23 protein-coding genes and 1 pseudogene are annotated in these 23,272 nt (G+C 62.0%); 11 read left to right on the plus strand and 13 right to left on the minus strand.

All coding sequences use genetic code 11. From position 1 onward, the window contains the following. Positions 1–1,035 (minus strand): aldo/keto reductase, encoded by a 1,035-nt coding sequence (locus NF699_14065; protein ID USU04164.1) that lies wholly within the window; start codon positions 1,033–1,035, stop codon positions 1–3. Between the two features lie 86 nt (positions 1,036–1,121). Here NF699_14065 and NF699_14070 point away from each other — a divergent pair, with 86 nt between their 5' ends. Next, complete coding sequence (locus NF699_14070) at positions 1,122–2,027, plus strand: LysR family transcriptional regulator (protein USU04165.1); 906 nt, start codon at positions 1,122–1,124, stop codon at positions 2,025–2,027. Between the two features lie 724 nt (positions 2,028–2,751). After that, a complete protein-coding gene (locus NF699_14075; GenBank protein USU04166.1) occupies positions 2,752–3,462 on the plus strand; it encodes a hypothetical protein in 711 nt (236 codons plus the stop codon). Positions 3,463–3,924: 462 nt separating this feature from the next. On the opposite strand, the gene NF699_14080 is transcribed toward NF699_14075, so the two are convergent. Further along, complete coding sequence (locus NF699_14080; GenBank protein USU04167.1) at positions 3,925–5,331, minus strand: amidase; 1,407 nt, start codon at positions 5,329–5,331, stop codon at positions 3,925–3,927. A 104-nt stretch (positions 5,332–5,435) separates the two neighbouring features. On the opposite strand from NF699_14080, the gene NF699_14085 reads away from it, so the two are divergent. Further along, positions 5,436–6,005: a TetR/AcrR family transcriptional regulator gene (locus NF699_14085; protein ID USU04168.1), complete on the plus strand. Its 570-nt coding sequence runs from the start codon at positions 5,436–5,438 to the stop codon at positions 6,003–6,005. A 101-nt stretch (positions 6,006–6,106) separates the two neighbouring features. Here NF699_14085 and NF699_14090 read toward each other — a convergent pair whose 3' ends face one another. Beyond that, positions 6,107–6,805 (minus strand): glutathione S-transferase N-terminal domain-containing protein, encoded by a 699-nt coding sequence (locus NF699_14090; protein ID USU04169.1) that lies wholly within the window; start codon positions 6,803–6,805, stop codon positions 6,107–6,109. A 117-nt stretch (positions 6,806–6,922) separates the two neighbouring features. Between NF699_14090 and NF699_14095 the strand changes: the two genes are divergently transcribed. After that, positions 6,923–7,495 (plus strand): TetR/AcrR family transcriptional regulator, encoded by a 573-nt coding sequence (locus NF699_14095; GenBank protein USU04170.1) that lies wholly within the window; start codon positions 6,923–6,925, stop codon positions 7,493–7,495. Positions 7,496–7,698: 203 nt separating this feature from the next. Here the strand turns inward: NF699_14095 and NF699_14100 are convergent, their stop codons facing one another. Then, positions 7,699–7,899 (minus strand): DUF5818 domain-containing protein, encoded by a 201-nt coding sequence (locus NF699_14100; protein USU04171.1) that lies wholly within the window; start codon positions 7,897–7,899, stop codon positions 7,699–7,701. A gap of 39 nt (positions 7,900–7,938) precedes the next feature. Further along, positions 7,939–8,139 (minus strand): 30S ribosomal protein S21, encoded by a 201-nt coding sequence (rpsU, locus tag NF699_14105; GenBank protein USU07103.1) that lies wholly within the window; start codon positions 8,137–8,139, stop codon positions 7,939–7,941. Positions 8,140–8,764: 625 nt separating this feature from the next. On the opposite strand from rpsU, the gene NF699_14110 reads away from it, so the two are divergent. Then, positions 8,765–8,995 carry a hypothetical protein gene (locus tag NF699_14110; GenBank protein ID USU04172.1) on the plus strand — a complete coding sequence of 77 codons (231 nt, stop codon included), beginning with the start codon at positions 8,765–8,767 and terminating at the stop codon, positions 8,993–8,995. A gap of 9 nt (positions 8,996–9,004) precedes the next feature. Beyond that, positions 9,005–9,637, plus strand: coding sequence for a hypothetical protein (locus NF699_14115; protein ID USU04173.1), 633 nt, complete (start codon positions 9,005–9,007; stop codon positions 9,635–9,637). A 66-nt stretch (positions 9,638–9,703) separates the two neighbouring features. Here the strand turns inward: NF699_14115 and NF699_14120 are convergent, their stop codons facing one another. Both NF699_14120 and NF699_14125 read right to left on the minus strand, forming a co-directional pair. Continuing rightward, positions 9,704–10,666, minus strand: coding sequence for a hypothetical protein (locus tag NF699_14120; GenBank protein USU04174.1), 963 nt, complete (start codon positions 10,664–10,666; stop codon positions 9,704–9,706). 629 nt (positions 10,667–11,295) lie between these two features. After that, on the minus strand, positions 11,296–12,444 hold the full coding sequence (locus tag NF699_14125; protein USU04175.1) for an SMI1/KNR4 family protein: 1,149 nt from the start codon (positions 12,442–12,444) through the stop codon (positions 11,296–11,298). 175 nt (positions 12,445–12,619) lie between these two features. Here NF699_14125 and NF699_14130 point away from each other — a divergent pair, with 175 nt between their 5' ends. Further along, on the plus strand, positions 12,620–13,447 hold the full coding sequence (locus NF699_14130; protein ID USU04176.1) for a hypothetical protein: 828 nt from the start codon (positions 12,620–12,622) through the stop codon (positions 13,445–13,447). Between the two features lie 251 nt (positions 13,448–13,698). Here NF699_14130 and NF699_14135 read toward each other — a convergent pair whose 3' ends face one another. Together NF699_14135 and NF699_14140 are read right to left on the minus strand one after the other, a co-directional pair. Continuing rightward, entirely contained in the window at positions 13,699–14,046 is a 348-nt protein-coding gene (locus NF699_14135; GenBank protein ID USU04177.1) for a lysozyme inhibitor LprI family protein, read from the minus strand. Positions 14,047–14,159: 113 nt separating this feature from the next. Then, positions 14,160–15,050, minus strand: a complete 891-nt coding sequence (locus NF699_14140) for an EamA family transporter (GenBank protein ID USU04178.1) — start codon at positions 15,048–15,050, stop codon at positions 14,160–14,162. Between the two features lie 106 nt (positions 15,051–15,156). Here NF699_14140 and NF699_14145 point away from each other — a divergent pair, with 106 nt between their 5' ends. Beyond that, the gene (locus NF699_14145; protein ID USU04179.1) at positions 15,157–15,630 is read left to right on the plus strand and encodes an Lrp/AsnC family transcriptional regulator; all 474 of its coding nucleotides are present in this window, start codon (positions 15,157–15,159) and stop codon (positions 15,628–15,630) included. Between the two features lie 242 nt (positions 15,631–15,872). Here the strand turns inward: NF699_14145 and NF699_14150 are convergent, their stop codons facing one another. Both NF699_14150 and NF699_14155 read right to left on the minus strand, forming a co-directional pair. Next, complete coding sequence (locus NF699_14150; protein USU04180.1) at positions 15,873–16,253, minus strand: glyoxalase superfamily protein; 381 nt, start codon at positions 16,251–16,253, stop codon at positions 15,873–15,875. Between the two features lie 265 nt (positions 16,254–16,518). Then, positions 16,519–17,559 (minus strand): annotated as a pseudogene (locus NF699_14155) (beta-lactamase family protein). Between the two features lie 712 nt (positions 17,560–18,271). Between NF699_14155 and NF699_14160 the strand changes: the two are divergent. The 3 genes from NF699_14160 to NF699_14170 all read left to right on the plus strand — a co-directional run bounded on the left by NF699_14160 (position 18,272) and on the right by NF699_14170 (position 21,634). Then, positions 18,272–19,306: a hypothetical protein gene (locus tag NF699_14160; GenBank protein ID USU04181.1), complete on the plus strand. Its 1,035-nt coding sequence runs from the start codon at positions 18,272–18,274 to the stop codon at positions 19,304–19,306. Positions 19,307–19,716: 410 nt separating this feature from the next. Beyond that, positions 19,717–20,841, plus strand: coding sequence for a catalase family protein (locus NF699_14165; GenBank protein USU04182.1), 1,125 nt, complete (start codon positions 19,717–19,719; stop codon positions 20,839–20,841). Between the two features lie 223 nt (positions 20,842–21,064). Then, positions 21,065–21,634 carry a sigma-70 family RNA polymerase sigma factor gene (locus tag NF699_14170; protein USU07104.1) on the plus strand — a complete coding sequence of 190 codons (570 nt, stop codon included), beginning with the start codon at positions 21,065–21,067 and terminating at the stop codon, positions 21,632–21,634. A 175-nt stretch (positions 21,635–21,809) separates the two neighbouring features. Here NF699_14170 and NF699_14175 read toward each other — a convergent pair whose 3' ends face one another. Both NF699_14175 and NF699_14180 read right to left on the minus strand, forming a co-directional pair. Beyond that, positions 21,810–22,640, minus strand: coding sequence for a trypsin-like serine protease (locus NF699_14175; GenBank protein ID USU04183.1), 831 nt, complete (start codon positions 22,638–22,640; stop codon positions 21,810–21,812). A gap of 175 nt (positions 22,641–22,815) precedes the next feature. Continuing rightward, entirely contained in the window at positions 22,816–23,163 is a 348-nt protein-coding gene (locus tag NF699_14180) for a glyoxalase (GenBank protein USU04184.1), read from the minus strand. Positions 23,164–23,272 lie beyond the last annotated feature (109 nt).

Here is a 23,272-nt window from a genome sequence, read left to right on the forward strand (position 1 = left end):
TCAGACCAGGGCCGGGTTGAGGCGGGCGAAGCCTTCCTGCTGACGATAGGGGGTATGCGGATAAGGTGGCAGCACCGCGCTCGCCGCATCAAGCGCGGCGATCTGCTCAGGGCTCAACGCCCAGCCGACCGCACCAAGATTCTGGCGCAGCTGCGCTTCATTGCGCGCGCCGATGATGACCGACGCGACGGTCGGCCTCTGCAACAGCCAATTAAGCGCGATCTGCGGCACTGTCCTGTCGGTCTCCGCCGCAACGGCCTCCAGCGCATCGACGACGCGATAGAGCAGCTCGGGCTCGATCGGGGGCGCGAACTGTTCGGTGTCGTGCAGGCGGCTGCCCGCCGGGATCGGACGATCGCGACCGATCCTGCCGGTCAGGCGGCCCCAGCCGAGTGGGCTCCAGACCAGCGCGCCGATGCCTTGGTCGGCGCCGAGCGGCATTAGGTCATCCTCATAGGCGCGGCCGATCAGCGAATAATAGACCTGGTGCGCGACCAGCCGCGGCCAGCCGTGACGGTCGGCGACGGCCTGCGCCTTCATGAGCTGCCAGCCCGGATAGTTGGAGACGCCGGCATATCGGACCTTGCCGGCGGCGATCAGCCGGTCGAGCGTGCCCATCAGTTCCTCGGGTGGAGTATGGGAATCCAGCGCGTGCAGCTGAAGCAGGTCGATATAGTCAGTACCGAGCCGGCAAAGCGCATCGTCGACCGCACGCAGTAGGCGGGCACGCGATGACCCCCAGTCCTGTGGGCCATCGCCCATCGGCAACCCGGTTTTGGTCGAGATCAGCACTGCGTCACGGCGGTCGCGGATCGCCTTGCCCAGTATCTCCTCCGACGCACCGCTGGAATAGACGTCCGCGGTGTCGAACAGCGTCACGCCGGCATCGAGGCAGATGTCGATCAGCCGCCGCGCCTCGGCTGCATCACTCTGCCCCCAAGCGCTGAACAACGGCCCCTGGCCGCCAAAGGTGCCGGTGCCGAAGCTCAGCGCAGGTACCCGCAGGCCGGAGGATCCGAGTTGTCGATAATCCATGGTCGATCGTCCCTTGCTAATCCAACGCATAGATGGGCAGTCCTAGATGGACGGAATAGCCAAGCTGTTCGCAGAGGATCTATGTCATGGACGCAAAGCTGAGCGGCGGAGCCGATCGCGCACGCGCTCTCGCGTTGTTCGCGGCGGTGGTGGAGCATGGCAGCTTTTCCGCTGCCGGACGAATACTCGAGATGAGTCCCTCGGCAGTCAGCCGCGCAGTCGATCGCATCGAAGCACGGCTCGGCGTTCGCCTCCTGTTGCGGTCCACCCGCGCGCTGTCGCTGACTACCGAGGGCCAGTTCTATTTGCAGGCGGCGCGCCGTATTCTCGCTGATCTCGACGACACCGAACAGGAGATCGCCGATCGCGGTGTGCCGCGCGGCCGGCTGCGGATCAGTGCCGCACTGTCGCATGGCCGCATCTGCGTCGTGCCGCTGCTGGGCGAGTTCGCCATGCTCTACCCACACATCTTGGTCGACATCGCGCTAACCGATTCGGTGGTCGACGTGGCGGGCGGGGAGGCGGATGTAGTCATTCGCTTCGGACGGCTCGCAGATAGCGCGCTTACCGCCCGTAAGCTGGGCGAAACCGGGCGGATCATCGTTGCATCCCCCGACTATCTTGCGGCGCACGGGACACCCTGCATCCCGGAGGATCTGCACCGCTTCAACTGCCTCAACTTCAACTTCCGCCGTGTCGAGCCAGTGTGGCCGTTCCACCGCGACGGGCAGGACTTCGCCTTGTCGGTGAAGGGCAGCATAGAGGCGAACAACGGCGAGACGCTTGGCCAACTGGCTGCGGCCGGCGTGGGTGTGGCACGCGTCGGCCGCTTCAGTGTCGCACCGGAACTGGCAGAAGGACGGCTCGTACCGATCCTCGAAGATTTCAATCCCGGTGACGTGGAGCAGATCCACGCCGTCTTCGTCGGCGGTGCCAGTACGCCTGCGCGAGTGCGGGTCTTTATCGATTTCCTGGCCGCCCGACTGCGTTGATGAAGCGGCTAAAGCGTTCTCGGTCTAAGAATCATATGAACGAGCGTCCGAAGCTGGGCAGCGCCCTCAGTGCACTGAACGTCAGCTTTTGGGTCAAGCGAGAGTTCTAGGGGATTGAGGCGCGCCAATTTTCGGCGCTCGTTGATTGCACGTTGCAGCGCGGCTCAGCGCGGGCAGAGGTCGTAGAGGCGCTGTCGCTGGGCACGGTTCATCTGCTCGCGCCGGCCCCACGCTCGGGCGCATTCATCGGCACGTGCGAGAGTAGCCTTCTGCCCCCGTTTACGGGCTCGGGCTCTATCGGCATGACCCTCCATCGTGCCTTGGATCAACGCACCTTGCGCAACGGTCCCGAGATCGATGGCCGGTGCTAAGTCCTGAGCAGCGACTGGCACAGCAAGCGCCATCCCAATTGCGACCGCAGCAGAGTGCCAGAGCTTCATCTTGTTCCCCATGACCGTTGGCGGCAGCGCCCATGCCAGCTCTGCTGTGCAAACGGCTGAACCATCTCGGCGGATCCAAATCCGCTGGTCGGCATAGTACAACAGCAACCTTTTTAGCGAGATGAACAAGGGGCCGAAATTGGGGTCGGCGAAGAGCGCGCAAATGTCGTTTTCTGGGTCCTTGCGACCGCAAAGCTGCCAGTCGGCTAAAGCCCAAATAGCCGACGCTCGCCAGCGCGCATTTTCGGCGGTAACAACGGCGATATTCGCGTTTGGGAGTCGCCGTGATCAAGAGCTTCCGTTCAATAAGCGGAGAACCGCGCCTGTTCGCGGCGATTGCCTTTACGCAGGTGCTTGTCGTGATCGCTGGGTTCGGTTTGGAACCCATCCGCGGCCGCACAAATTACAGTGTGTTGCCACTCACGGTCTACCTGCATGCTACCATCGGCTTAGCCTGGTGCGTTTTGGCGGTCATGCAGCCATGGCTGATCGGCACGCGACAGCGCGAGCTGCACCGGACGTTTGGTTGGATCGGCGCGTTTATCGCGGTCGCGCTGGTGACGACCGGGATCTGGACAACCTTTGGCTCGATTGCCGGTGGCCGCCAGTCAGAACCCGCCTTTACGATCGTGACAAACATCGGCGGATTGATCCCGTTTGCTCTCTTGGTGGTGTTGGCAATCCGTGTGCGGCGGCGCAGCGACTGGCATCGTCGGCTTCTGGCGTGCGCCACGATCATCGCGGTCGCTCCCGCTTGGGCTCGGATCGTGCCGATGGAACAGCTTGGGCCGATCGGTCTGCTGCTGATGGAGGCGGGAATGCTCGCGCCGGTCTTCTGGAGCGCGGTTCACGAACGACGAACGCAGGGGAGTATCCATGTGGCCTGGTACTGGGGCGCAGCGGCAATCCTCTCGCCACTGTTCATGGTGCCGATCGCATTCGTGCCGGGGTTTGCAAACTGGGCGAACGGGTTCGCCCCCGCCGTGAAACCTTGACGATCGACCGTCTGAAGGGGTCTTCCCACGTTGGCTTAGGGACCGACCACATGGATGATCCGGCGCATCTTGGTTGAGGGCCTTGTCGGGGGGCTTGGTGCGGTGCTGCGCTCCAATGGCATGTTGGAGCGCTAGCAGGGGTGACGATTTGTAACTTTATGACCGTTTTCCACCCGATGGCGGTCGTTCGAATGGCAATTTACGGTTGCCGAAAGCTGTCGTCGCTGGACATGAACGAACGTCCGAAGCTGGGTGGTTGCAAACTGCGGGGCGAACGACGGGTTGTGGGTCGTCACGCTGAAAACAGCCTGTCGGCTGGCCTCGCCGTATCGCTCGACGCTGGCCCATCGGCGGAAACACGCTCAAGAGTTTCATGCTTAAGCAAGATGCGACGCCGGTCAAATAGCAGACGGCGGGAGCGGGGTAGCGTCCCCGGTAAAGCTCACCGGGGGCGCTTTACCGTCACAAGTGAGGATATAGATATCGCACTGGGCTGACGTTCTCCAGGAGCGAGGCGACGTGCAGGATAGTGGACTCGGCAAGCCAGCTGCCGACGATCTGCACATTGATGGGCAAGCCGTCCTTGCTCGTACCAAACCGCATCGAAATCCCAGGCAGGCCTGTGACGTTGAGAGGCACGGTTGCGCCCTGAAGGTAGGTGGCGTCGACGGTCTGCCCGTCGATGACGAACTCGTCGACGCCGTGCTTGTGTGCGGGGATCGGCAGAACATGCGTGATGAGCGCGTCGAAATCGCGGAAGTATTTCGCATAGCCGTCGCGGATGCGCTCGGCGGCCTGCTCGGCGTCGATGAAATCCGCTATCGACGTGTCGGGCAGCGACAGCATTGTCTTGGCCATCTTGTACATCTGGTCTTCGTTACCGGCGGTCGCCTCCCGAAAAGCGGGCTTCATCTCCATGACGTGCAGTCGGTTGAAGACGTCCAGCGCGAAGTCGCGCTCCAGCGCCGGGATGCCGACCTGCTCGACTTGGACGCCGAGATCCTTCAGCGCCTCTGCCGCGGCCTTCACCGTAGCAGCCACTTCGGGGTCGACCGGGCCGAAGCCCGGGCCGACCATCCAGCCGACGCGCAGCGGGCGATCAGGCTGGCGCCTGATACCGGCGTCGAACTGCAAGGTGCTGGTCGCGAAGGCGTCGTGTCCATCGGGACCTGCAAGCTGCGCGAAGGCGAGCGCGATGTCATGTACGGACCGCGCCATCGGGCCGACATGCCAGAAGCGACGGGGTGCACGCGGCCAGATGCCGGTCATCGGCACCCGGCCATGCGTCGCCTTCATCGAGGTAATGCCAGTCTGTGCCGCTGGACCGCGAACGGAGATCGCGAGATCGGTGCCGAGCCCGATCGGCGACATCCCAGCGGCGATGGCGGCGGATTCACCACCGCTAGAGCCGCCCGGCGTGCGGGTCACGTCCCACGGATTGTTCGACCGGCCGGAGAGCAGGTTGTCGCTCTCGATCCAGTAGGAGAACTCGGGCAGGTTGGTCTTGCCAAGCAAGATCCCACCGGCGGCCTTCATGCGTGCGACGCTGGTCGCGTCGGCATCGGGGAGCCGGCCCTTGAAGATCGGCGAACCGCGCTGCGTCAGCACGCCCGCCGTGTCGATCGAGTCCTTCACGGTAAACGGCACGCCATGCAGCGGACCGATGTCAGCACCCGCCAGCACCGCCTTCTCTGCTGCCTTTGCTGCGGCAATGGCACCATCGGCAATCGTCACGATGGCATTGATCGTCGGGTTCGCGGCCTCGATCCGGTCGAGGTGCTGCCGCACCACGTCCACGGGAGACACCGCCTTTGTGCGGATCAGCTCGGCAAGTCGGGTTGCGTCGGAAAAGATGATGTCATCGTTCATAATGGTCTTCTACCTAACGTTCGTTAGACTGCGACCTCTATGTCTTCACAATCGGCACGTCAACGGCTAACTAACGATCGTTAGACTAGCATGGAGTGGAGATGATGGCGGCGACGAACGTGAAGGAAGTGATCCTCACGCAAGCCCGGGGGATCGCGCAGGCGCATGGCTATAGCGGCATGAACTTTCGGGAACTGGCCGACCGCGTCGGCATCAAGCCGGCGAGCATCTACCATCATTTCGCCAGCAAGGCCGACTTGGGAGCCGCTGTCGCCAAGCGCTATTGGGAGGATGCCGCAGCCAACCTCGCGGCAATCCAGGCCGAGGAGGAAGACCCGAAGGCCTCGTTGCGGCGATACCCGGAGGTGTTTCGTCGTTCGCTCGAAAGCGAGAACCGGCTATGCCTCGGCAGCTTCATGTCGGCGGAGCATGACGATCTGCCAGAGGCCGTCATGAAGGAAGTCCACGCCTTCACCGACGTCAACACTGCCTGGCTCAGCCGTATGCTTGTGTCCGCGAAGATCTCCAGCTCGACCGTGGCGGCGGAGGCAAAAGCACGTGCGATTTTCGCGTCGATTGCAGGCGCGCAGCTCATGGCCAGAAGCCGCTCCGACATCGCTTTGTTCGATTGCCTTGTCGATGCATACCGAGAGGCAGGTCTTCTGCCCGCGTGACGTCGTGGCCCGGCGTGATGGAACGCCGGACAGCAGCGAGCGCAACGCAGGTCGCTGGAGGGCATGACTCTCCGGCGACCCGCAGTCGCCCGGTCGTCAGCTCAGATGCGAGCGTCGAGTTCTGGAACACCGCTCTGACCATCGGCATAAGCGGCCAGGAAGGCCGGCCGGGTTTGCCAGCGCCGCCAGAAGGCGTCGATATTCTCGAAGCGCTCATCCAGCGGGGTGGCGTTAACCGGGAACTTTGAGAAGGCGATCGCGGTCGCCAGCGTGATGTCCGAGAAGGTCGGCTCGTGTCCACCAAGCAGCCACGAGTGCCCGTCCGAGAGATGCCGGTCCACCAAGGCGGCATGCGCCAGCGCCACCTTGCGCGAATGCTCGCCCCAGGCAGGGTTGTGCGTCAGCTCGAGCTTGGGACCGAGACCCTGGTGCAGGACGTGGAAGGCGGTGACGATCGGGTAGAGGATGTGCACCCAGACCCGGTTGTCCCACATCTGGTCGAGGCCACGCTCGTGCGCCGTCTCGCCCATGATCTTGCGACCCTCGAAGCTGTCGTCGAGGTAGCGTGCGATGGCGGACGTTTCGCTCAGGAACGAGCCGTCGGCCAGCGCCAGCGTCGGCGTCTCGCCCCAGGGGTTCATCTTCAGGTGCCGCCACCCGCGCTGCTCGCCGACCGGCGACATGTCGTACACCGTCTCGGCGAAGCGATCGGCAATGCCCTTCTCGTGCATGAAGATGCGCAGGCGCTGTGGATTGGGGAAGGCTGAGGGAGAGGTGAAGAGCGTCAGCTTGTCGACCATCGGATGTCTCGCTTTCGTCGCGTCAGCCACCTGCCTGCCAGATGACAGGTAATCATTTGGGTTCAGGAGCTTGCGATGTCAACCCCTGTCTGCCATATGACAGGTGGAGGCTCGACGATGGCGACGACCAAGGAAAATGCGCGGGAAGCGATCCTGTTGGCTGCGCGCGAGGCGGCGATGGCTCGCGGCTATGGCGGCATCAACTTCCGCGATCTGGCGGCGACGGTCGGCATCAAGGCGGCCAGCATCAACTATTACTTCGCCAACAAGGCGCTGCTCGGCGAGGCGGTTGCACGTCGCTATTGGGAAGACATCGCCCGTGATCTCGAGGTGATTTCGGCGAAGGCCAAGTCACCTGCCGAGGCGCTGCGGCAATATCCGAGCATCTTTCGAGCATCGCTGGAGCGCGACAACCGGATGTGCCTGAGCAGCTTCATGGCGGCGGAGCATGACGAGCTCCCCGCGCCGGTGCTGAAGGAGGTGCAGGCCTTCGCCGACGTCAACGTCGCATGGCTAAGTCGTCAACTCGTCGCCACAGGACTCGGTGATCCCGACAGCATGGATGCTAGAGCCTGCGCGATCTACGGTGCGGTTGCTGGCGCCCAGATCTTGGCCCGAAGCAGGTCTGACGTGGCCGTCTTTGATTCCCTGATCGAAAGCTATCGTACGTCTGGACCGCTTCCAAGCTAGAGGATTCTGGAGGCTCCGGACTGCGACGCAATAGCTCAGCTCTAGAAGAGGTCGCTTTGAATAGCTGGGAACGCCTCCAAGCAATCTGGACAGGTGTCCGCAGGTGGTTTTGGGGAATGGCTTCCCGGTGGCCGAATGTGGGTCAATCCGCTGTCAGCAGATTACCAAGTGCGCAGATGAGGACGAGCTAATGTGGGAATGCGTTATGCTGGCGCGACCCCGTCAGCACTGACCAGATCGGCGCCGACGATTGTACCGACAAGTCTTACCCGCTTCTCCACCAGATCCACAGGCGTACGCTGCAGTTCGAGCTGGTAGCGTCCTCCTGCGTCTCGACGCAGGTAAAAGGCGCCACCATCGCGCAACAATATGCCAGTCTCGTCGACGCGGGTGCCGATCACCATAACGAGCGTTCCGATCCTGCTGCTATGATGCGGGGGTGATCACCGGTCGCGTTCCTGACGCTTGCGATCGGCCTTGCGAGCACGGCTGACGGCGGCCGCATGTTCGCGCGCCCGCTTCTCCGATGGTTTTTCATAATGACGACGGAGCTTCATCTCGCGATACACTCCCTCTCGCTGCAGCTTCTTCTTCAAAGCGCGCAGCGCCTGATCAACATTGTTGTCGCGTACGGTGATCAACATACTTGTGAGCCTCAGGCTTTCGATAGTGTCGTTTGCGGCAGTTACCGCCGCGAGGATTGGCTGCCAAGTGACGTCGCGGGGCGGCGGCAATCGACACCTGTGCGCCGACCTGAACGAAGGTCCGCTTCGGGGAAGCGGCGCCGTCGTACTTTATGGCTGCTTGTGGGGTCTGCCCGGCCGCGAAGCTGCCAGTCGGGTTGCGACCCATTCCCGGCCGTTCGGTAGATCGGCTGGGCATCCCGAAACCGGCCGTTCCACCAACTCGCATCAGTCCCGTTTCTCCATGTCCGACGAACCGTTTTGGGAAAACGCAATCGGGAACGAGTTTTGGGAAAATGCCCTACCCGGAAGCATCGGGAGACCGATCGTGCCTTGGCTGCCCCGCCACACCTTCGTTTGTGGGAAGCGTCAGCAGCTCCGATCACTACTTGAGCACCGAATGATGCTGGCATCGTGCGAGAGCAGCGATCGAACCAGAATCGCGACGACTCATGATCGTAGATCACTGCAATCGCTGTATCGCTGATGCCGAAGATCATGGCCGGCCTGTTGTATCAGGCTTGGTAGGCGTCGCGAGGTCATGCATACCGCCACCGTAAACGCACTTGGCTCTGGGGACGTGTAAATGCAGGCTCCGATGGCGGTTCGTGTGCTTGCCCTGATCGTAGGACTGGCGATCCTCGCGGGTGTCTGGACAATCGTGACCTACGTAGTCTGGCTGTTCTTCGCGTTGTTCGGCAGGATCGGTCGAAGCGGATCGATTGTCATTATTGTTCTCGGCATCCTGTCATGGGCGTATGTAGCGTCGCTCCTGTTCGGGCTGAATTTGGGCAGGCGTCAGAAGCAGGACGAGTAAGGGCGAACCATGAAACAAGCGGTTTTTTTGGCGGGCGCGGCGCTTCTTCTCTGCTCTGGCGGCCAGGCGCTGTTGGCTGTGGGGAGCCCAGACGCCATGACGGGGCAGGCATTGCCGATATCCCCGCGGCTTGGCGGCTACGGTCCAGTCCGCTTGGGAATGACCCAGGCGGACGCCAAACGAGCTTTGAACAGCATTGCGCGTGATGTGGTGTTTCTACCCACATCTGCGGATCACCCGCTCAACGACATGGCGAACAACAGGTTGGACCGAATGGCCGTGATGACGCCCTGGGAAGATGTTTACGTCGGCCGGCTCGACACAAACACGCGGATCCAGGTCGGAACGCACGTTGGTCGCGTCGTCTCGGTGATGCTGCGCACGAGGCTCGTGGCGCAAGATCGCGCATGTCGCTCCGCCTTCACGTTTATCGTCAAGCGCAATGAAGCCGAGTTCGGTCCTGTGCCGGTCGCCGACATGCCCGGCGACCCTGAATACCTCAGCAACGGCAAGGTCGATTACGACGGGTGGAAACTTCGCCTCTCGCGCATCCAGACAGGCACTACGTGCAACCTGACGGCTGACTATACCTCCTACTCCGTTAGTAAGATCGAGGCGAGCTGGCGAGCCCGCCTGCCGTGATCCGGTTAGCGTATGCGGAGAACGCGAGGAATCCTAGCAAGGATGCCGTACCGGGATCGCGGCGCCTCAGCGGGTCATCACCAACTTTCCGCCGATCAGGCTGAACTGCATGTTGACTGGGCTCGGCGGCACACCGCGGCTGGCGATGGTCAGGGCTCCCTCACCGGCAACGTTGGTCCAATCCATCAGGCGACCGCCCGCCATCGTCCGGAAGCGCGCGTTGTTGCGAGGCAGGAGCGTCACAGTGAAGCCCGGTTCAGAGTACATCATCTTGATCTGCTGGAGATCGTGCGCCCGTGCGGCCTCCACGTTCGGACCGAGCGGGTAACTGCGCGCCATATGCTCGCGGCGTACCGCGCCTGCATTCTCATAGGCCTCGAGGTCGCCATTGCGCAGCATTCCGGCGAGTTCAACCATGCGGGCATAGACTGCCTCGGCGGTACCCTCGGGTACGTCGCGCGTGGCTTGCGCCCAAGGCGGCGCCACGACTGGGGACAGCGGCGCGAACGTCAATGTAAGACGATGCGGCAATGAAACCGGGCCATCCTCATCCGCCGGAGGCCAGACTATCTGATCGACATCACGGGTGGTGATCTCCACAGTATCGTCGGCGCGGTGCGGTTCGTCCATCTGCAGCACAAGTCGAGCTGTGGCAGCGGCCGGCAATGTGCCGGAGATCGGCGCGGGGGGCTGTTCCAGATTCATGCCGGCGAGCCCGATCCGCACTTCGGCCTGATTCCTTCCTGGCATCATGTCGTGCTGGATGGCGAGCGACGGCGCGCCGATCTCGCCCGGCTCGGTTCGTGCGAGCAGGATGCCGTTCAACCAAGTCTCGGAACGCACGCCCGCGCCCACGCTCACGCTCAAACCATGCACCGCGCTGCCAGTGGTCGCCGTCGCGCTTCTCTTTCCATGGCCGTTCGCCTGCGCAAACACGGCTGTCGGGGCGGCAGCGGTAGCGAGCGTGAAAGCGGCGGCATCAAACCCCAAATCGAGGAACCGACGCCGTGACATGCTGGTGCCGTCCATATTGCTTCTCCTTTGTCGGTCACGGCGTTTCTAGGTCTCGTTATGGCAGTAGCGCCCTGGCCCACCACTCATCCAAGCCAGCGCTGAGCTCATGGTTGCCTCATACCGATTGGTGCTGCGCCTTTCCATTTTCACGTACAAAGGGTTTCCAGAAGGCTTTCGCGTTTTCACCCGACCATCCTTTGCGAGACGCACCGGCCTTTTCGATCACCGTTCTCAATCGGGAAGAGCACATCTTTCGGTCGTCACAGTCAATCGTTATGGCAACTGCTGCTTCATGACGGACAATAGGTTATGGTGGATATTAATTGGGCAGAGCTGTGCGAGTTGCGTGTGTCAGGCGGCCGGGGAGGAGTAAGCCCCACGGAAGGTCAACTTGGCGCCTTGGTGGATTACGTTGACGAAGGTGCCCCGGCTTTTGCTGCTAGATGCTCGATTGTCCGAGCGGATGGAACGGTGCTTAACCACACAGCAATCGAGCGACTTGCGTTGGATAGGTCAGCTTCCAGGCAGGCAGGTGGCGGTCAGGCCGAGATTATCTAAGGCTTCGGCCGGCGGCTTCTCCTGCCGTGCATAACGATGGCCACATTGAGAACTATTAGTGGTCCATGTGGGTGCCACGTCGCGCATCACGTCGGATGCCGCAGCTGTGGCAACAGTGATGCAAATGGACCGAGATCCTCCAGTCGGACGCCCTGCGCTGCCGCGAGGCCTTGGGCGACGACGAGATTGGGCTGTCCTCCATTGCGGTAGTCGAGCAGCAGTGCGCCATCGCCGGCGGCATCGATGACGATCAATCGATCAGCCGCCTCGATCCCCTCTGCCCACGGCCGCTCCGCGGGCGGGAAGACGACCCGCTCGCAAAGCTCGGCAAAGCTTACCCAGAACTCTATCGGCGCGACCTGGCCGATCACGCGACGCCGGGTCGCGCCCGTTCCCAACCAGGCGGCAGCCGCGCCCCCGCCGTTCTGCGCCGCCAACACCGCACGCAGCGACTCCGGCAGTTGCACGCGCAACCGCTGCTCCGTCGCGGCGAGCATCGCCTCGTCCGCACGTTGCGCCGGCAGCTGGTCGCCTTTGTGCCACTCGGCGACATTACGATAGAAGTGCGGCGCCTCCTTATCCCAAAAGAGCTTCGGCCATATCTCTTCAGGCGTCTCGCCCAACGGTCTGCCCGACGGGTAGACGTACTCTTCACGCCAGCGATCGCGGCGCAATGCTTTCAGGAAGTTATCGAAATCGGCAAAGCGCATGTCGACGGGATCATCCCCGCTATCATAATCGACGATCAGCACAGCCGGGTCGCTGTCAGACGTCGTGTAGTCCAGCAGCGTCATGTCGCCGTAGCGCGCTTGCAGGATCACCAGCCGGGCGGCGTCCGCCGGAACATCCTCCGGGTCAGTATCCAGATCCGCATAGCTGCTTGCCACCGTTTCCAGTTTCTGGATCCGTCGAAGGCTCGAGTAATCGGGTGCGAACGCGCCGCGCCAATCTTCGAACACCGGCCGGGGTGCGGCGACGCGCGGTGCTACGAGGTGGCCGACATAGCCGCCGTTCCGCATGGCATAGATCCGCCGCAGCGTTTCCGGCAGCCGCACGCCCAGTTCCGTCTCGGCCGAGACGATCGCGCCCTCGTCGGCGGCACCAGGCTCCTTATCGACACGGTCCCCGCGGAACGCGAGCGCCTCGCTCGGCGCCTCCGACCGTGCCGGACCGGAGAACAGGGTATCGGCGGTGATCGGATCAGGATCGATCACGAGATCCGGCGTATCGTCCATGGGTCTGGTCCTCGTTTGGCTAGGCTATGACCGTTCGCCAAGTTACGGTCACCTGCGCATCAAACACAACTCATGGCTTGGTGGCATGTATATGTCGCGCGGCTTTCCCGCCGCACTGGAAGGTATCGCCCGGGTCATGAGGCGAGGTGATCCGGCGTGATGAGGAGATCGTGTTTTGCCCAGCACTAGCGTTTTAGACTTCTGGCCAAAATCACTGCTTGGCATTCCGATGGCCGCAGCGGTCTTCGGTATACAGGTCGTGCCGTTCGTCCGATGGTTCGTGGAATGGCTTCAGTACGTGCCAGGCGGGCTGCTCTACGTGACTGCGATTGGAATCGGCTATGAGGCGGTTTCCGGTCGTGTTGCGCTAGCATGGCTGGCTGTGCCCATCGCTGTTGCAGCGCTTTCGCCTCTGCCGCACTGGCAGGAGCGGGGGCAGGCCAAATGGGAGCGGGCGCGCGTGGCTGGCAAGAGCCAGACCGGCTTCGGTCCCGGTGCCGGCGGGCTGGCGATCACCGTCGAAGGGGCTGACACTGCCCGAGCCCTTGCAAGGCGCTATGCTGTGACCACGGTCTATTCCCGTCGGGAATTCGGATCGATGGATTATATCGCTTTCACGCGACCGGCGCAGACTGGCGATGAGCCCGTGCCGGCACTGGTTTCTAAAGAGCCTGAAGGCACGATAACGGTGTCTTCCAGCAGCTACCCGTTTAAGCACGGCTTGCTCGAAGGGTATACGCCCAAGTTGAATGCGACGTGGCCCGACGGACGGACGCGTGCGCTCATCGGAGTAGGCCTGTACCGGATCAGCATTCCCGCTTATCCACTCGCAGGCTGCCCGACACGCTTTTGGTCCGGAGATGAGTCCTGTCGAGTGCGATGGGCGCGACCGATCGAACAAGCCTTCGGATACAGCCTAAGCGCCGACCCGGATCGTCAGGCCGCCGACATCGCGCGATTGATAGGGCTCAAACCTTTGACAGAGGAAGGTGGCACTCAATAGATCCAGTCCTGAAACTCGATCGTTTTCGGGACAGTGGACGGCTTGACGAGGGCAGCTATCCGCGTTGAAGTTTCCGATAGCTGCCTGGCAGCAAAGTCCCCAGAATGAGCCGTTCCGAGCGGCTGGCTGGGCACGCCCAAGCGGCCGGTCCGCTCATATGAACGAGCGGCAGGTTTCGAGCAGCGGGAGCGAGCGTGTGAATGGCCGGGATTGGGTCATCGGACCTGGCCATCGGGGAAGCGTCGACGATGTCAGCGATAGCGCATTAGCCAACCGATCCGGCGGGTGGTCTGCTTCGTCAAACAGGCAGGATGGTTCAACGTCTCGATCGTGCCGGCACCGTCGCGATCGTCAAGCGGACAGGCCGCATCACGCTCCCGAATCCACGCTCGTTGCGACGTTCGGAGGGTGACCCGACTGGCAGCAGGTAGGCGCCTCATTGTCTTGGTATACGTCGCGTTCAGTTGAGCATCTGCCCGTTTGTAGTCTGCGACGAAACAGGCCGACATCGCGGATGTCACGCCCTGCGCCGCCTCGCCTGCGTTCAGGCAGCGATCGAGCGGGCTGGAGGCGGCAAGGGCAAATACGAGGACGAGCATCGGTGATCTCCGTTGTCCGATGAACGCCGGGCACCACCTGCGGTTGCGACGTTAGCCGTCGTCCTGTCGCGTCAGCCGGTGCCCGGCTCGCCGCTGTCCGCCAGCAACGCTGGTCAGATCTGGAGCGGAACGGTGCCGCGACGAGCGGTCATCGCCGCGCCGATTGAGGAGCATACGATCAGCCCGATCGCCAGCCACTGTCCGGTGCTCAGCACCTCGCCGAGCAGCGCCAGGCCCATCAGCGCACCGACCGCCGGTTCGGCGCTCATCAGCGTGCCGAACGTATTCGACGGCAGCCGCCGGAGCGCGATCATCTCCATGCCATAGGGGATGGCGCTCGACAGGATGCCGACGACGAGCCCTAGGGCGAGCACCTCCGGACGGAGCAAAGCGGTACCGGCTTCCGCGATGCCGACCGGCGCCGCGACCAGAGCTGCGACGATCATGCCACCGGCGGCCGCGGCCGGGCCGTGCGCCTCGCTCGCGCGCTTGCCGATCAGAATGTACAGAGCCCAGCACGCACCGGCGAATAGCGCCAGCACGATCCCGCGCCAGTCCAGCGAAGCCGAACCGCTCCATAGGGGAAGCAGCAGTGTCAGGCCGGCCACGGCCAAGCCGATCCAGACGAAGTCGATCCGACGTCGCGAGGTGAAAACGGCGACCGCGAGTGGGCCAGTGAACTCAATCGCGATGGCGACACCGAGCGGGATGTATGTGAGCGCGTTGTAGAAGCTGAGGTTCATCGCGCCTAGCACGACGCCGTAGCCGACCAGCGGCCGCCAGCCGGCGTCGAGGCGCAGGCGCCACGGCCGCAGGATGACCGACAGGACCAGCGCACCGACGATCAGGCGGATCGCGGTCGCGCCGTCGGCACCGACGATCGGGAACAGGCGCTTGGCGAACGACGCGCCACAGGTGACGGACACGAGCGATAGTACGAGAGCGCCGAGCGCCCGATAGTCGGTGTTCGAGGACGTATGCGGTGTGCGAAGGGCAAGGGTCATGGTTGTTCTCGGATTGGGATACTGCCGAGAAAGTACTGGCCAAGCGGGATCGGCGTGGTTCGATTTGGCGCTGAACCGATAAAGTTTATCGGCTAGATGGCTCACGATGAGCAAGGCTATCGCCCTCGATGCGTTCGACCGAAAGCTGCTGGAACACCTGCAGTTCGATGCGCGGACTCCCATTCCCATCCTCGCGGAGGAGATCGGGCTGTCGGCGCCGGCCTGCTATCGCCGCATACGGCGCCTGCGTGAAACCGGCGCAATCAACCGGGAGGTGGCGGTCGTCCACCCTCGTACCCTCGGTTGGCCGGTGTCGATGCTCGTGTTGGTCACGATGGAACGCGAGAACGCGCGCACGGTCGACGAGATGATGCGGATGTTGAAGAACATTCCCGAAGTGATCGAGGCCTGGAACGTCACCGGCGATCACGACTTCGTCGTCCGCATGCTGGCGCGCGACATGGAGAGCTACGACGAACTGGTACGCGAGTTGTTCGCCGCGGACGATCGCGTGCGCAGCTTCAAGACGCTGGTCGTCATCCGCCAAGTCAAGGATGCGAGCCCCGTTCCCGTCGCATAGGCGACACACTGATCAGCCGTTTCGGGGCCTGGATTCACATCCACAAGGCTGTGCAGCTTTTCGCCATCCGGGACTGGTCAGCAAGCTGAACAAGAGGCCGCTTTCGAGCGGGGCACTGAGACTGCTGAGCGACCGTTTCTGGGCCTCATTCGCCTCAAAGCGGCCGAGCGGCTGCCGCCCAATACCAGTCTCGTGATCCTCGTAAGAGCCGCCCGGAGGCGGCCCTTAGGCGGTGAGGAGGGTCAGGTGCGTCGTTCGCCTACATCGATCCGATTGCCATCCGGGTCAGCGAAAACGAAGGCACGTTGTCCGTAAGCCTTGTTGGCAAGACCCTTTATGATCCGCACGCCTTCAACCTCACAGATGGCATAGAGCGCCGCCACGTCGCTGACGAACATATGCATGACATTGACAGTTGAGGCTTGGTGGTCCGGCTTTTGGACCAAATGGACTTCGGCGCGATCCTTTTTCATTACTAGGAAGCCGACCGGATCGCCGTTTTCAAACACCTTCCGGAAGCCCAGCACGCGCGCATAAAAATCCTGCGCGGCCTGAATGTCGCGGACACAGATGCCAGGCGCAACACGGCCGAAGCTGATCTCGGCCACAGCGGAGTCCGCCATCATATCTTCCTTTTCGGGCAGGGGCGGCGGTGCGCGTGCCGGTTATGGAACGGTGTCCGAGCCGTTTTGCTGCTTTGTCTGCCGGAACATGTCAACACAGAGGGATGGCCGCGGCGCGATTCCCCCAGGTCGCACCATTCAACTGCCGAATTTGCATGCCCGAAACCGGGCATTTGCCGACATGAACGAATGGCGGAATTTGGGAACGCAAATAGCGGCGCGAATGGCCGCATCTGGGTCCTCGGCGCTATTCAATGCCAATGATTCAGTATTTTGGCAGGCCAGGGTACTCCCATCGATATGGTACGCCAGTCTCGCCAAGCACCGCCCGGACTAACGCCGGGAACGCTCGCTCGGCGCGCACGTCGTTAGACAGGATCAGCACGCAGCGTTGGCCGCGCTTTATGCAGACCAGCGTGTTGGCGGTGATGTCGTCGTGCCCGCCTTTGTACCAGCCGGGTCCCTGTGGACCTTTGAAAGCAATCACGCCGAGCGCTGCGGCAGCCGCGGGGCGTTCCGACGGGGTTGCGTCGGGCAACAGCGTCGGGAACTGCTGTCGGGTGGTGATTGGCAGCGTTCCTTCGGAGAACACCTGCTGGGCTCTCTTGGGCAGGCCGTAGCCCCGTACCATCGCGGCCGCCATCTTAGCTAAATCACTAATAGTCGTGTCCATCGAACCAGCGGCCCGCACGCGGCCGCGCTGGTCATGAGGGCGGGGCCTGCCCTCCGCGTCCCAACCGTCCGCTAGGTCGGAAGCGAACCGGTCCTGCCACCTCAGGCTAGTGCGCGTCATGCCGAGCGGCACGAAGAAACGACGCCGCAGTTCTTCCTCCAGATCGAGACCCTTGCCACGCTCCAGACCGAACTGGAGCAGCATCATGCCTTCGCCCGAATAAGCGTAATGCGTTCCCGGTACGAAATGGATACGCAGCCGGTTATCGGGCTCCAGGAAGGCGAAGTTGGCGAACCCGGTCGAATGGGTCAGCGTCATGCGCGGCGTGATCGCGCGCCATTGCTCGTTGTTGCTTAGATCCCCCCAATTTCCGTACGCATCTAGGTTGCCTTAGGAGGGTAGCGGCTGAGGCAGAAACGCGGCGATCGGCTGGTCGAGGCTGATCCGCTTCTCTGATGCAAGCTGCGCCGTCAAATATCCTACGACTGCCTTGGTCAGTGAAGCGCCGTACATGACGGTCTCGCTGGTGAGCGGATCGCCGGCCGCGTTGCGCGCACCATAGACGCGCATCCTAGATACCCGACCACGATCAATGACGGCGATTGCCAAACCTCGCGCGCTAGTGGCGGCCATGGCGGCCTGAGCGGCCGCGTCGACGTTGTTTTCGCTGGCAGCTGCAACCAGGATAGGCGCGGCAAGTAGCGCTATCGTGGTTCGACCCCGAGCAATCTTGCTTATCATCGTTACGAGCCCCCGAACGAACGATCGGGTATCCGCGCTCTATTGGCAAGCGCGGCCGCAGAGACATGAATAAGCGTCTGCTTTTACAACGCGGTGGAGCAGCGCTGAATGACCGGGATTGGGTCTGGCCGGAAGCCGTAGGGCAGGGGACCGCTCGCCCAATGTCGGTCGTTTTGTCTAAATACGTGCCGTCGCGGATCCCGGCGTTCTAGCCGCCAGAGCGATTCCCATTTTCTCATGTCCGGTAGGCAATTTCGAGAAAACTAAATCGGGAAAAGATTTCGGGAAAGTGGCTCCTTCAGCGGTTGTGGCAACAACATCAATCTCCGCTTTCCCTTTCTACCTTCCCAATCGGGAAAGCGCTATACCCGCATAACGTGTCAGGTGTCGTCGCATCCGCAGTCGCAGACGAAACGTAATTAACCGCATGACGTGCCGTCCTTCGGCTACATGGGGACCGTAGGCGCCTATACGTTCGCAAGGTTGCGGCGGAGCGCACCTGCCGGCTCACGTGAGCGAGCATCGGACAGGAAGGGCGACCGTGGGAGCTAGATTTCAGTTCCGTCCCGGCAGAGCGGCACTGGCGATGTGCTGTTCGCTGACGATGGCGAGCGCAGCGCAAGCCCATGTGAAGTGGTTCTGCGGCGTCATTGACCCCTCGCTTCCGCCAGCAGCGCCTCGCGACGTGCTGTCGCCTACTTTTCTGCTGGCAGTACCGCTCTTCGCGATGCTAGTGGCGGCCGGCGCCCTGCTCGACGCTGTTCTTGCCCGAACCGCGCTGGGATCGGCGGCAAGGTTCACAGGCAGGGACGCGATCGGGGAACTGATCCTGCGCGTCGGCATGTCCGCCTACGCGGTTTGTCTCTGGGCCAATCTGGCCGTGGTGATGTGGGCGGACAGCTCGGTCGGGTCGATTCTCACGCCTGATCTTCTTGGTCGCGGGAGGGTTCTGGCTGGCGTCCAGCTCGCGTTTGCAGTGCTGGTGCTCATCCCCCGCGCGTCCATTCCCGCCGGCGCCGCGCTCGGTGTCCTCTATGCCACCGGCGTCGCGCAATACGGCGCGTTCTACATGATTGATTACCTCTTCTTCCTGGGCGCTGCGGCTTATCTGGTGATGAGCGATCCCTGGCTGAAGCGACATTCGGGCGCGGGCACCCGGCGGCTTGCCGTGCTGACCGTCAGCATCGGCGTCAGCCTGATGTGGACCGCGATCGAGAAATTCCTGTTCCCCCAATGGACGATAGCGATTCTCCTCCATCATCCCGCCATCGCGGCGGGATTCGAGCTGCCGACCGTCACCACGATCGCCGGCTTCATCGAGTTCAGTCTGGCATTCTATGTCCTGGTCGGGCGCGACATCCTGATCCGGGTCAGCATCGCTGCGCTAATGGCGTTGTTCATGCTGGCGATGCCGGAGTTCGGCATGGTGGACGTCGTCGGGCACATCCCGCTGATCGCAATCTTTCTTGTCCTGCTCTTGCATGGCGAGACGTCGATGCAGCGACAGTTCAGACGCGGCGCTTCAAGCGTCTTCGCCTCGGCAGGGTGGGTCACGATCCTGTATATCATCGTGCTAACCGGGATGACGCTCCTCTATTACGGCCTCCACGCAGTTTCTGCGGCAATCCGGTCAGCGTGATGTGCAATGCTCTGTTTCGGGATCGACCGTTCATGCGCTTCTGAAATCACCATCCCAGTGGGAATGCGCCGGCCGTTTCGACCGCCGTTCGTTTCCGGCAAAGGTAGGTCGCCGCCTCTGACTGCTGTTGTCCAAGCCCAGCCCCGGCAGGAATTATGGTGCCGGTTTGTTACACCTCGAAACCCCAAAGAGCCGACTTCGGGAAGGTGGCTTCACAACCCGAGGTTATGACACGACCACACTGCGCCCTTCAACGGAATTGTTTTCAAGGGAGACGCTGAGCCGTCGTGTAATCAACAACCTCAAAGAAATTTGCGGTCTCGTGTGGCTTCATTGGCGTTCATGCGTTTGAGGCCGTAACGACCCAACCTGCAATGCATTCCGGGCGCATCTCCAGCGAAAGAATCCTCATGGCCGACGCGATCTCCCATTCTGCGATCCGTTACACGCCCGCTATCGAAAAGCCGGAGGCCGATGAGGGGGAAACCATCAGGGGCCTGAACGAGCAGTTCCATCTCATTCAGGAGCAGACTGCCAAGGATTATGGTTCGGCCGTGCGCGGTGTCCATGCCAAGGCGCACGCGATCGTAAAGGGCCGGATCGAAGTCCTGCCCGGGTTGGCGGCACCGCTGGCACAAGGGCTTTTCGCCACGTCGGGCTCCTACGATGTGTTGATGCGGTTCTCGACATTGCCGGGCGATATTCTCGACGACAGCATCAGCGTACCGCGCGGCGTAGCGATCAAACTGTTCGACGTTTCTGGCGACCGCCTGCCGGGTTCCGAGACGGACAGCACGCAGGATTTCGTTCTCGTCAACGGCCCTGCCTTTGCCGCCCCCACGCCCAAGGCGTTCCTCGCCAATCTGAAGATGCTGGCCAAAACCACTGATACGGGCGAGGGTCTGAAGAAGGCCCTGTCGGCGACGTTGCAGGTGGTTGACGCCGCACTGGAAACGATCGGGGTCCAGAGCCCTACGGTCCAGACGCTGGGCGGTGCGCCGAACACTCACCCGTTGGGCGAGACCTATTACACGCAGGTGCCGTTTCGCTACGGCGACTATATCGCCAAGCTCTCGCTGGCACCGGTGTCGCCGAACATGACGGCGCTGACGGGTGACAAGGTCGAAACCTCGGGTCGCCCCGATGCCCTGCGCGAGGATCTGGGAGAGGTGCTGATCGAGCAGGACAGCGTCTGGGAGCTGCGGGTCCAGCTTTGCACGGACCTGGAAGAGATGCCGATCGAGGATGCTTCGGTCATCTGGGACGAGAAGAAAAGCCCGTTTGTCCCGATTGCCCGACTTACCGTTCCTGCGCAGATCAGCTGGGAGCATGGAACCAGCGACGGTCAGGACAAGGCGATCGCGTTCAGCCCATGGCACGGCCTTGCTGCGCATCAGCCGATCGGGGGCGTCAATCGGGCGCGCAAGCCGACCTATGAAGCGTCCGCAAAATTTCGCGGCGAATTCAACGGGTGCCCGATGCACGAGCCGCGTTCGCTCGGCGATGTTCCCGCAAAGGCCATGACGATCGACTGAAACGTGCGGGAGAAAAGCGCTCCCACGCCGCCCTCGGCACATGCCGGAATTTTGTGCTGATGGCTTCACACTCCTGTGTTCGCGTGAGGGGGCAATGGCACAAACGTCAAAGCATTCGTCAAATTGCTCTTGTATACAACGCGCTACAGCGGGCACATCGATGCGACTAACCTCGGCTTCTCCATCCGACATATTTCTCTCAGCGAAGGCCGGCTCGGTTCTGATGCAATCGGCCGCGAGCGAGGCGCGGCTGCACCTGATCGAGCAGTTGGCCCGAACAGGTCAGGGGGAGCAGGATGCGTTCCGCACGGTGTACGTTCTGACTTCGGCCAAGCTGTTTGGTATATGCCTGCGCATTTGCGGGGACCGCGCCGCTGCCGAGGACGTGCTGCACGATGTCTACATGATCGTCTGGAAGCGCGCTGGAACGTATGAGCCGTGTCTCGGCAGTCCGATCAGCTGGCTGGCGACCATCGCTCGAAACCGTGCAATCGACTGGCGCCGCAGTCAGACAAGACAGGCCGCCGTGCCGCTCGACGACGCGCCCGACTTGCCTGACCCAACGGTTGATGCCGAAGCGGGAATGCTGCTCGATGAGGCATCGCGGGGGGTTTTCGCCTGCCTCGCCGCGCTGGAAAGTCATCAGGGTAACGCGATCCGGAACGCGTTTTTCCATGGTTTTACCTATGCGGAGCTTGCCGAACGCCATTGTGTGCCGATCGGCACGATGAAGAGCTGGATACGCCGCGGTCTACGACAGATGCGCCACAATCTCGAAGTAGCGGGTCATTAGGCGACCGTGGCTTAAAAGCAGGCGCATATCGTTCCGCTCGCGATGCACAAACCTTAGCGTCCAAACTGAACGGTTGTGACACTAAGCTCGTACAGCGATCCTTCTCAGAACACGCGAAATGTCGGTTTTGAGAACCCGTGAGCTTTCCCTCTTCACCATCCCAATTGGGAGGTCGTCAGCCCTTACTGTTCGAAGCAATGATACCCTCAATCCAACGGGCGTAACGCGACAAGCGAATGATATAGGCCGTCTCTCCGTATCGCCCGGCGGCATTACCGATGGCGATATGACCGCCTGACCATCCCCACGACGTGAGGCCGATCAGCTTCCAACCGCCATGGTCGCGCATGACGATCGGGCCTCCGCTATCGCCGCCCCCGAAGATGCCTTCGAGCGGCAGGGCACGACTGCCCGTGTCGAATCCATAGGTAAGCCAGTGCCCGTTCGTGCTTTCGATCCGATTTTGCGCGCGATGAAGTACGGTCCGATGTGTGGTATCGTCGGCAATACCATCTTGGCCGGTGCCGGTCTGTCCTTTGCCGATTATCTCGACGGTGTGCCCGACTTCACGATCCCCCGTATAAATCGAGGCTGGCGTAACATCGGTGACGGGTTCGGACAGCCGGAGCAGCGCCACATCATCGTTGTCGAGGCGTGCCGCCAGTCGGGATGCCTCGCTCTCCCCTTCGCTCTCCCGCACTTGCCGCCAACCGGGGTGGACGATCACCTGCGACACGTTGCGGATCTTTCCCGCAATCGTGACGTGATCGATCGGCTTTCTTTGCCATTGCGTGGCATGGGCGGCGGTGACGACCCAGGAAGGAGCGATCAGAACGCCCTCACCCTCGATCGGGATATCCGCAAGCGGAGGGAAATAGTCGTTGGAAACCAAGTAACGGGCATTGGGTACGTCGTGTCGTCGCACGATGGCAGCGACGGGTGCGGCAAGCGTCGATGCGGTGATCGCGACGCCGAGAGTCAGGGCTACCGTCGATCTATATGCCACCCAGTCCTCCGTCAGCCACGCACCGCAATGCGGATTTGCAACCGGTATGGCGCTGGGTGGCTATTGGCCAGCAATTCTCTTTTCACCATCGATTCCGAGAACGCCGATGCCTTCTCGCCCGCCGTTCCCTTTTAGCAAAGTCGGAAAGTGTATCCGTGGCGCTGCAGACAGGTCATCACGATCTTTCGGTTATATGCCACAGCACTCCGGAAGGATCGTGGATGAAGCCGACCGTCAAACCCCAAGGCTGAACCGCAGGAGCTGTTGGGGCTGGCGCGCCAAACCGTTCTGCCACGGCTGCGGGATCATGGCGATGCCACCATTCCTGGCAGTCCGAAACCACCAGCTGCACCATGAAATTCTCAGCCAGCTTCTTCACGTAAAAGTTCTTAAGGAGGAAGCTGGCGTCGCCGTTCGACATGACGGCGATGCTGTCGTCACCATATTCGACCATAAAGCCCAAGGCTTCGTAGAACGATCGGGATCGACCATGATCGCGCGCAGGGATAAATGGGCGTAGCATACTTATCCTCTAATATGGGCATGCAGATCTCAAACCCGTGTTGGTGGAGTTAATGACCATAGCTTGGCTTTGTCGATTCCGGCATCGAGTCATACAGGCGAGCCGCCAT

This window comes from Sphingomonadaceae bacterium OTU29LAMAA1, assembly GCA_024072375.1.
Lineage (GTDB): Bacteria > Pseudomonadota > Alphaproteobacteria > Sphingomonadales > Sphingomonadaceae > Sphingomonas.

Bases quoted from the DNA above. Each gene is read 5' to 3' on its own strand.
- NF699_14150 (USU04180.1), bottom strand. From the start codon at position 16,253: ATGGCGGACTCCGCTGTGGCCGAGATCAGCTTCGGCCGTGTTGCGCCT.
- NF699_14100 (USU04171.1), bottom strand. From the start codon at position 7,899: ATGGTGATCGGCACCCGCGTCGACGAGACTGGCATATTGTTGCGCGAT.
- NF699_14080 (USU04167.1), bottom strand. From the start codon at position 5,331: ATGAACGATGACATCATCTTTTCCGACGCAACCCGACTTGCCGAGCTG.
- NF699_14070 (USU04165.1), top strand. From the start codon at position 1,122: ATGGACGCAAAGCTGAGCGGCGGAGCCGATCGCGCACGCGCTCTCGCG.
- NF699_14180 (USU04184.1), bottom strand. From the start codon at position 23,163: ATGCTACGCCCATTTATCCCTGCGCGCGATCATGGTCGATCCCGATCG.
- NF699_14160 (USU04181.1), top strand. From the start codon at position 18,272: ATGGCGAGCGCAGCGCAAGCCCATGTGAAGTGGTTCTGCGGCGTCATT.
- NF699_14135 (USU04177.1), bottom strand. From the start codon at position 14,046: ATGCTCGTCCTCGTATTTGCCCTTGCCGCCTCCAGCCCGCTCGATCGC.
- NF699_14090 (USU04169.1), bottom strand. From the start codon at position 6,805: ATGGTCGACAAGCTGACGCTCTTCACCTCTCCCTCAGCCTTCCCCAAT.
- NF699_14170 (USU07104.1), top strand. From the start codon at position 21,065: ATGCAATCGGCCGCGAGCGAGGCGCGGCTGCACCTGATCGAGCAGTTG.
- NF699_14140 (USU04178.1), bottom strand. From the start codon at position 15,050: ATGACCCTTGCCCTTCGCACACCGCATACGTCCTCGAACACCGACTAT.
- NF699_14145 (USU04179.1), top strand. From the start codon at position 15,157: ATGAGCAAGGCTATCGCCCTCGATGCGTTCGACCGAAAGCTGCTGGAA.
- NF699_14165 (USU04182.1), top strand. From the start codon at position 19,717: ATGGCCGACGCGATCTCCCATTCTGCGATCCGTTACACGCCCGCTATC.
- NF699_14095 (USU04170.1), top strand. From the start codon at position 6,923: ATGGCGACGACCAAGGAAAATGCGCGGGAAGCGATCCTGTTGGCTGCG.
- NF699_14115 (USU04173.1), top strand. From the start codon at position 9,005: ATGAAACAAGCGGTTTTTTTGGCGGGCGCGGCGCTTCTTCTCTGCTCT.
- NF699_14125 (USU04175.1), bottom strand. From the start codon at position 12,444: ATGGACGATACGCCGGATCTCGTGATCGATCCTGATCCGATCACCGCC.
- NF699_14085 (USU04168.1), top strand. From the start codon at position 5,436: ATGGCGGCGACGAACGTGAAGGAAGTGATCCTCACGCAAGCCCGGGGG.
- NF699_14110 (USU04172.1), top strand. From the start codon at position 8,765: ATGCAGGCTCCGATGGCGGTTCGTGTGCTTGCCCTGATCGTAGGACTG.
- NF699_14120 (USU04174.1), bottom strand. From the start codon at position 10,666: ATGGACGGCACCAGCATGTCACGGCGTCGGTTCCTCGATTTGGGGTTT.
- rpsU (USU07103.1), bottom strand. From the start codon at position 8,139: ATGTTGATCACCGTACGCGACAACAATGTTGATCAGGCGCTGCGCGCT.
- NF699_14065 (USU04164.1), bottom strand. From the start codon at position 1,035: ATGGATTATCGACAACTCGGATCCTCCGGCCTGCGGGTACCTGCGCTG.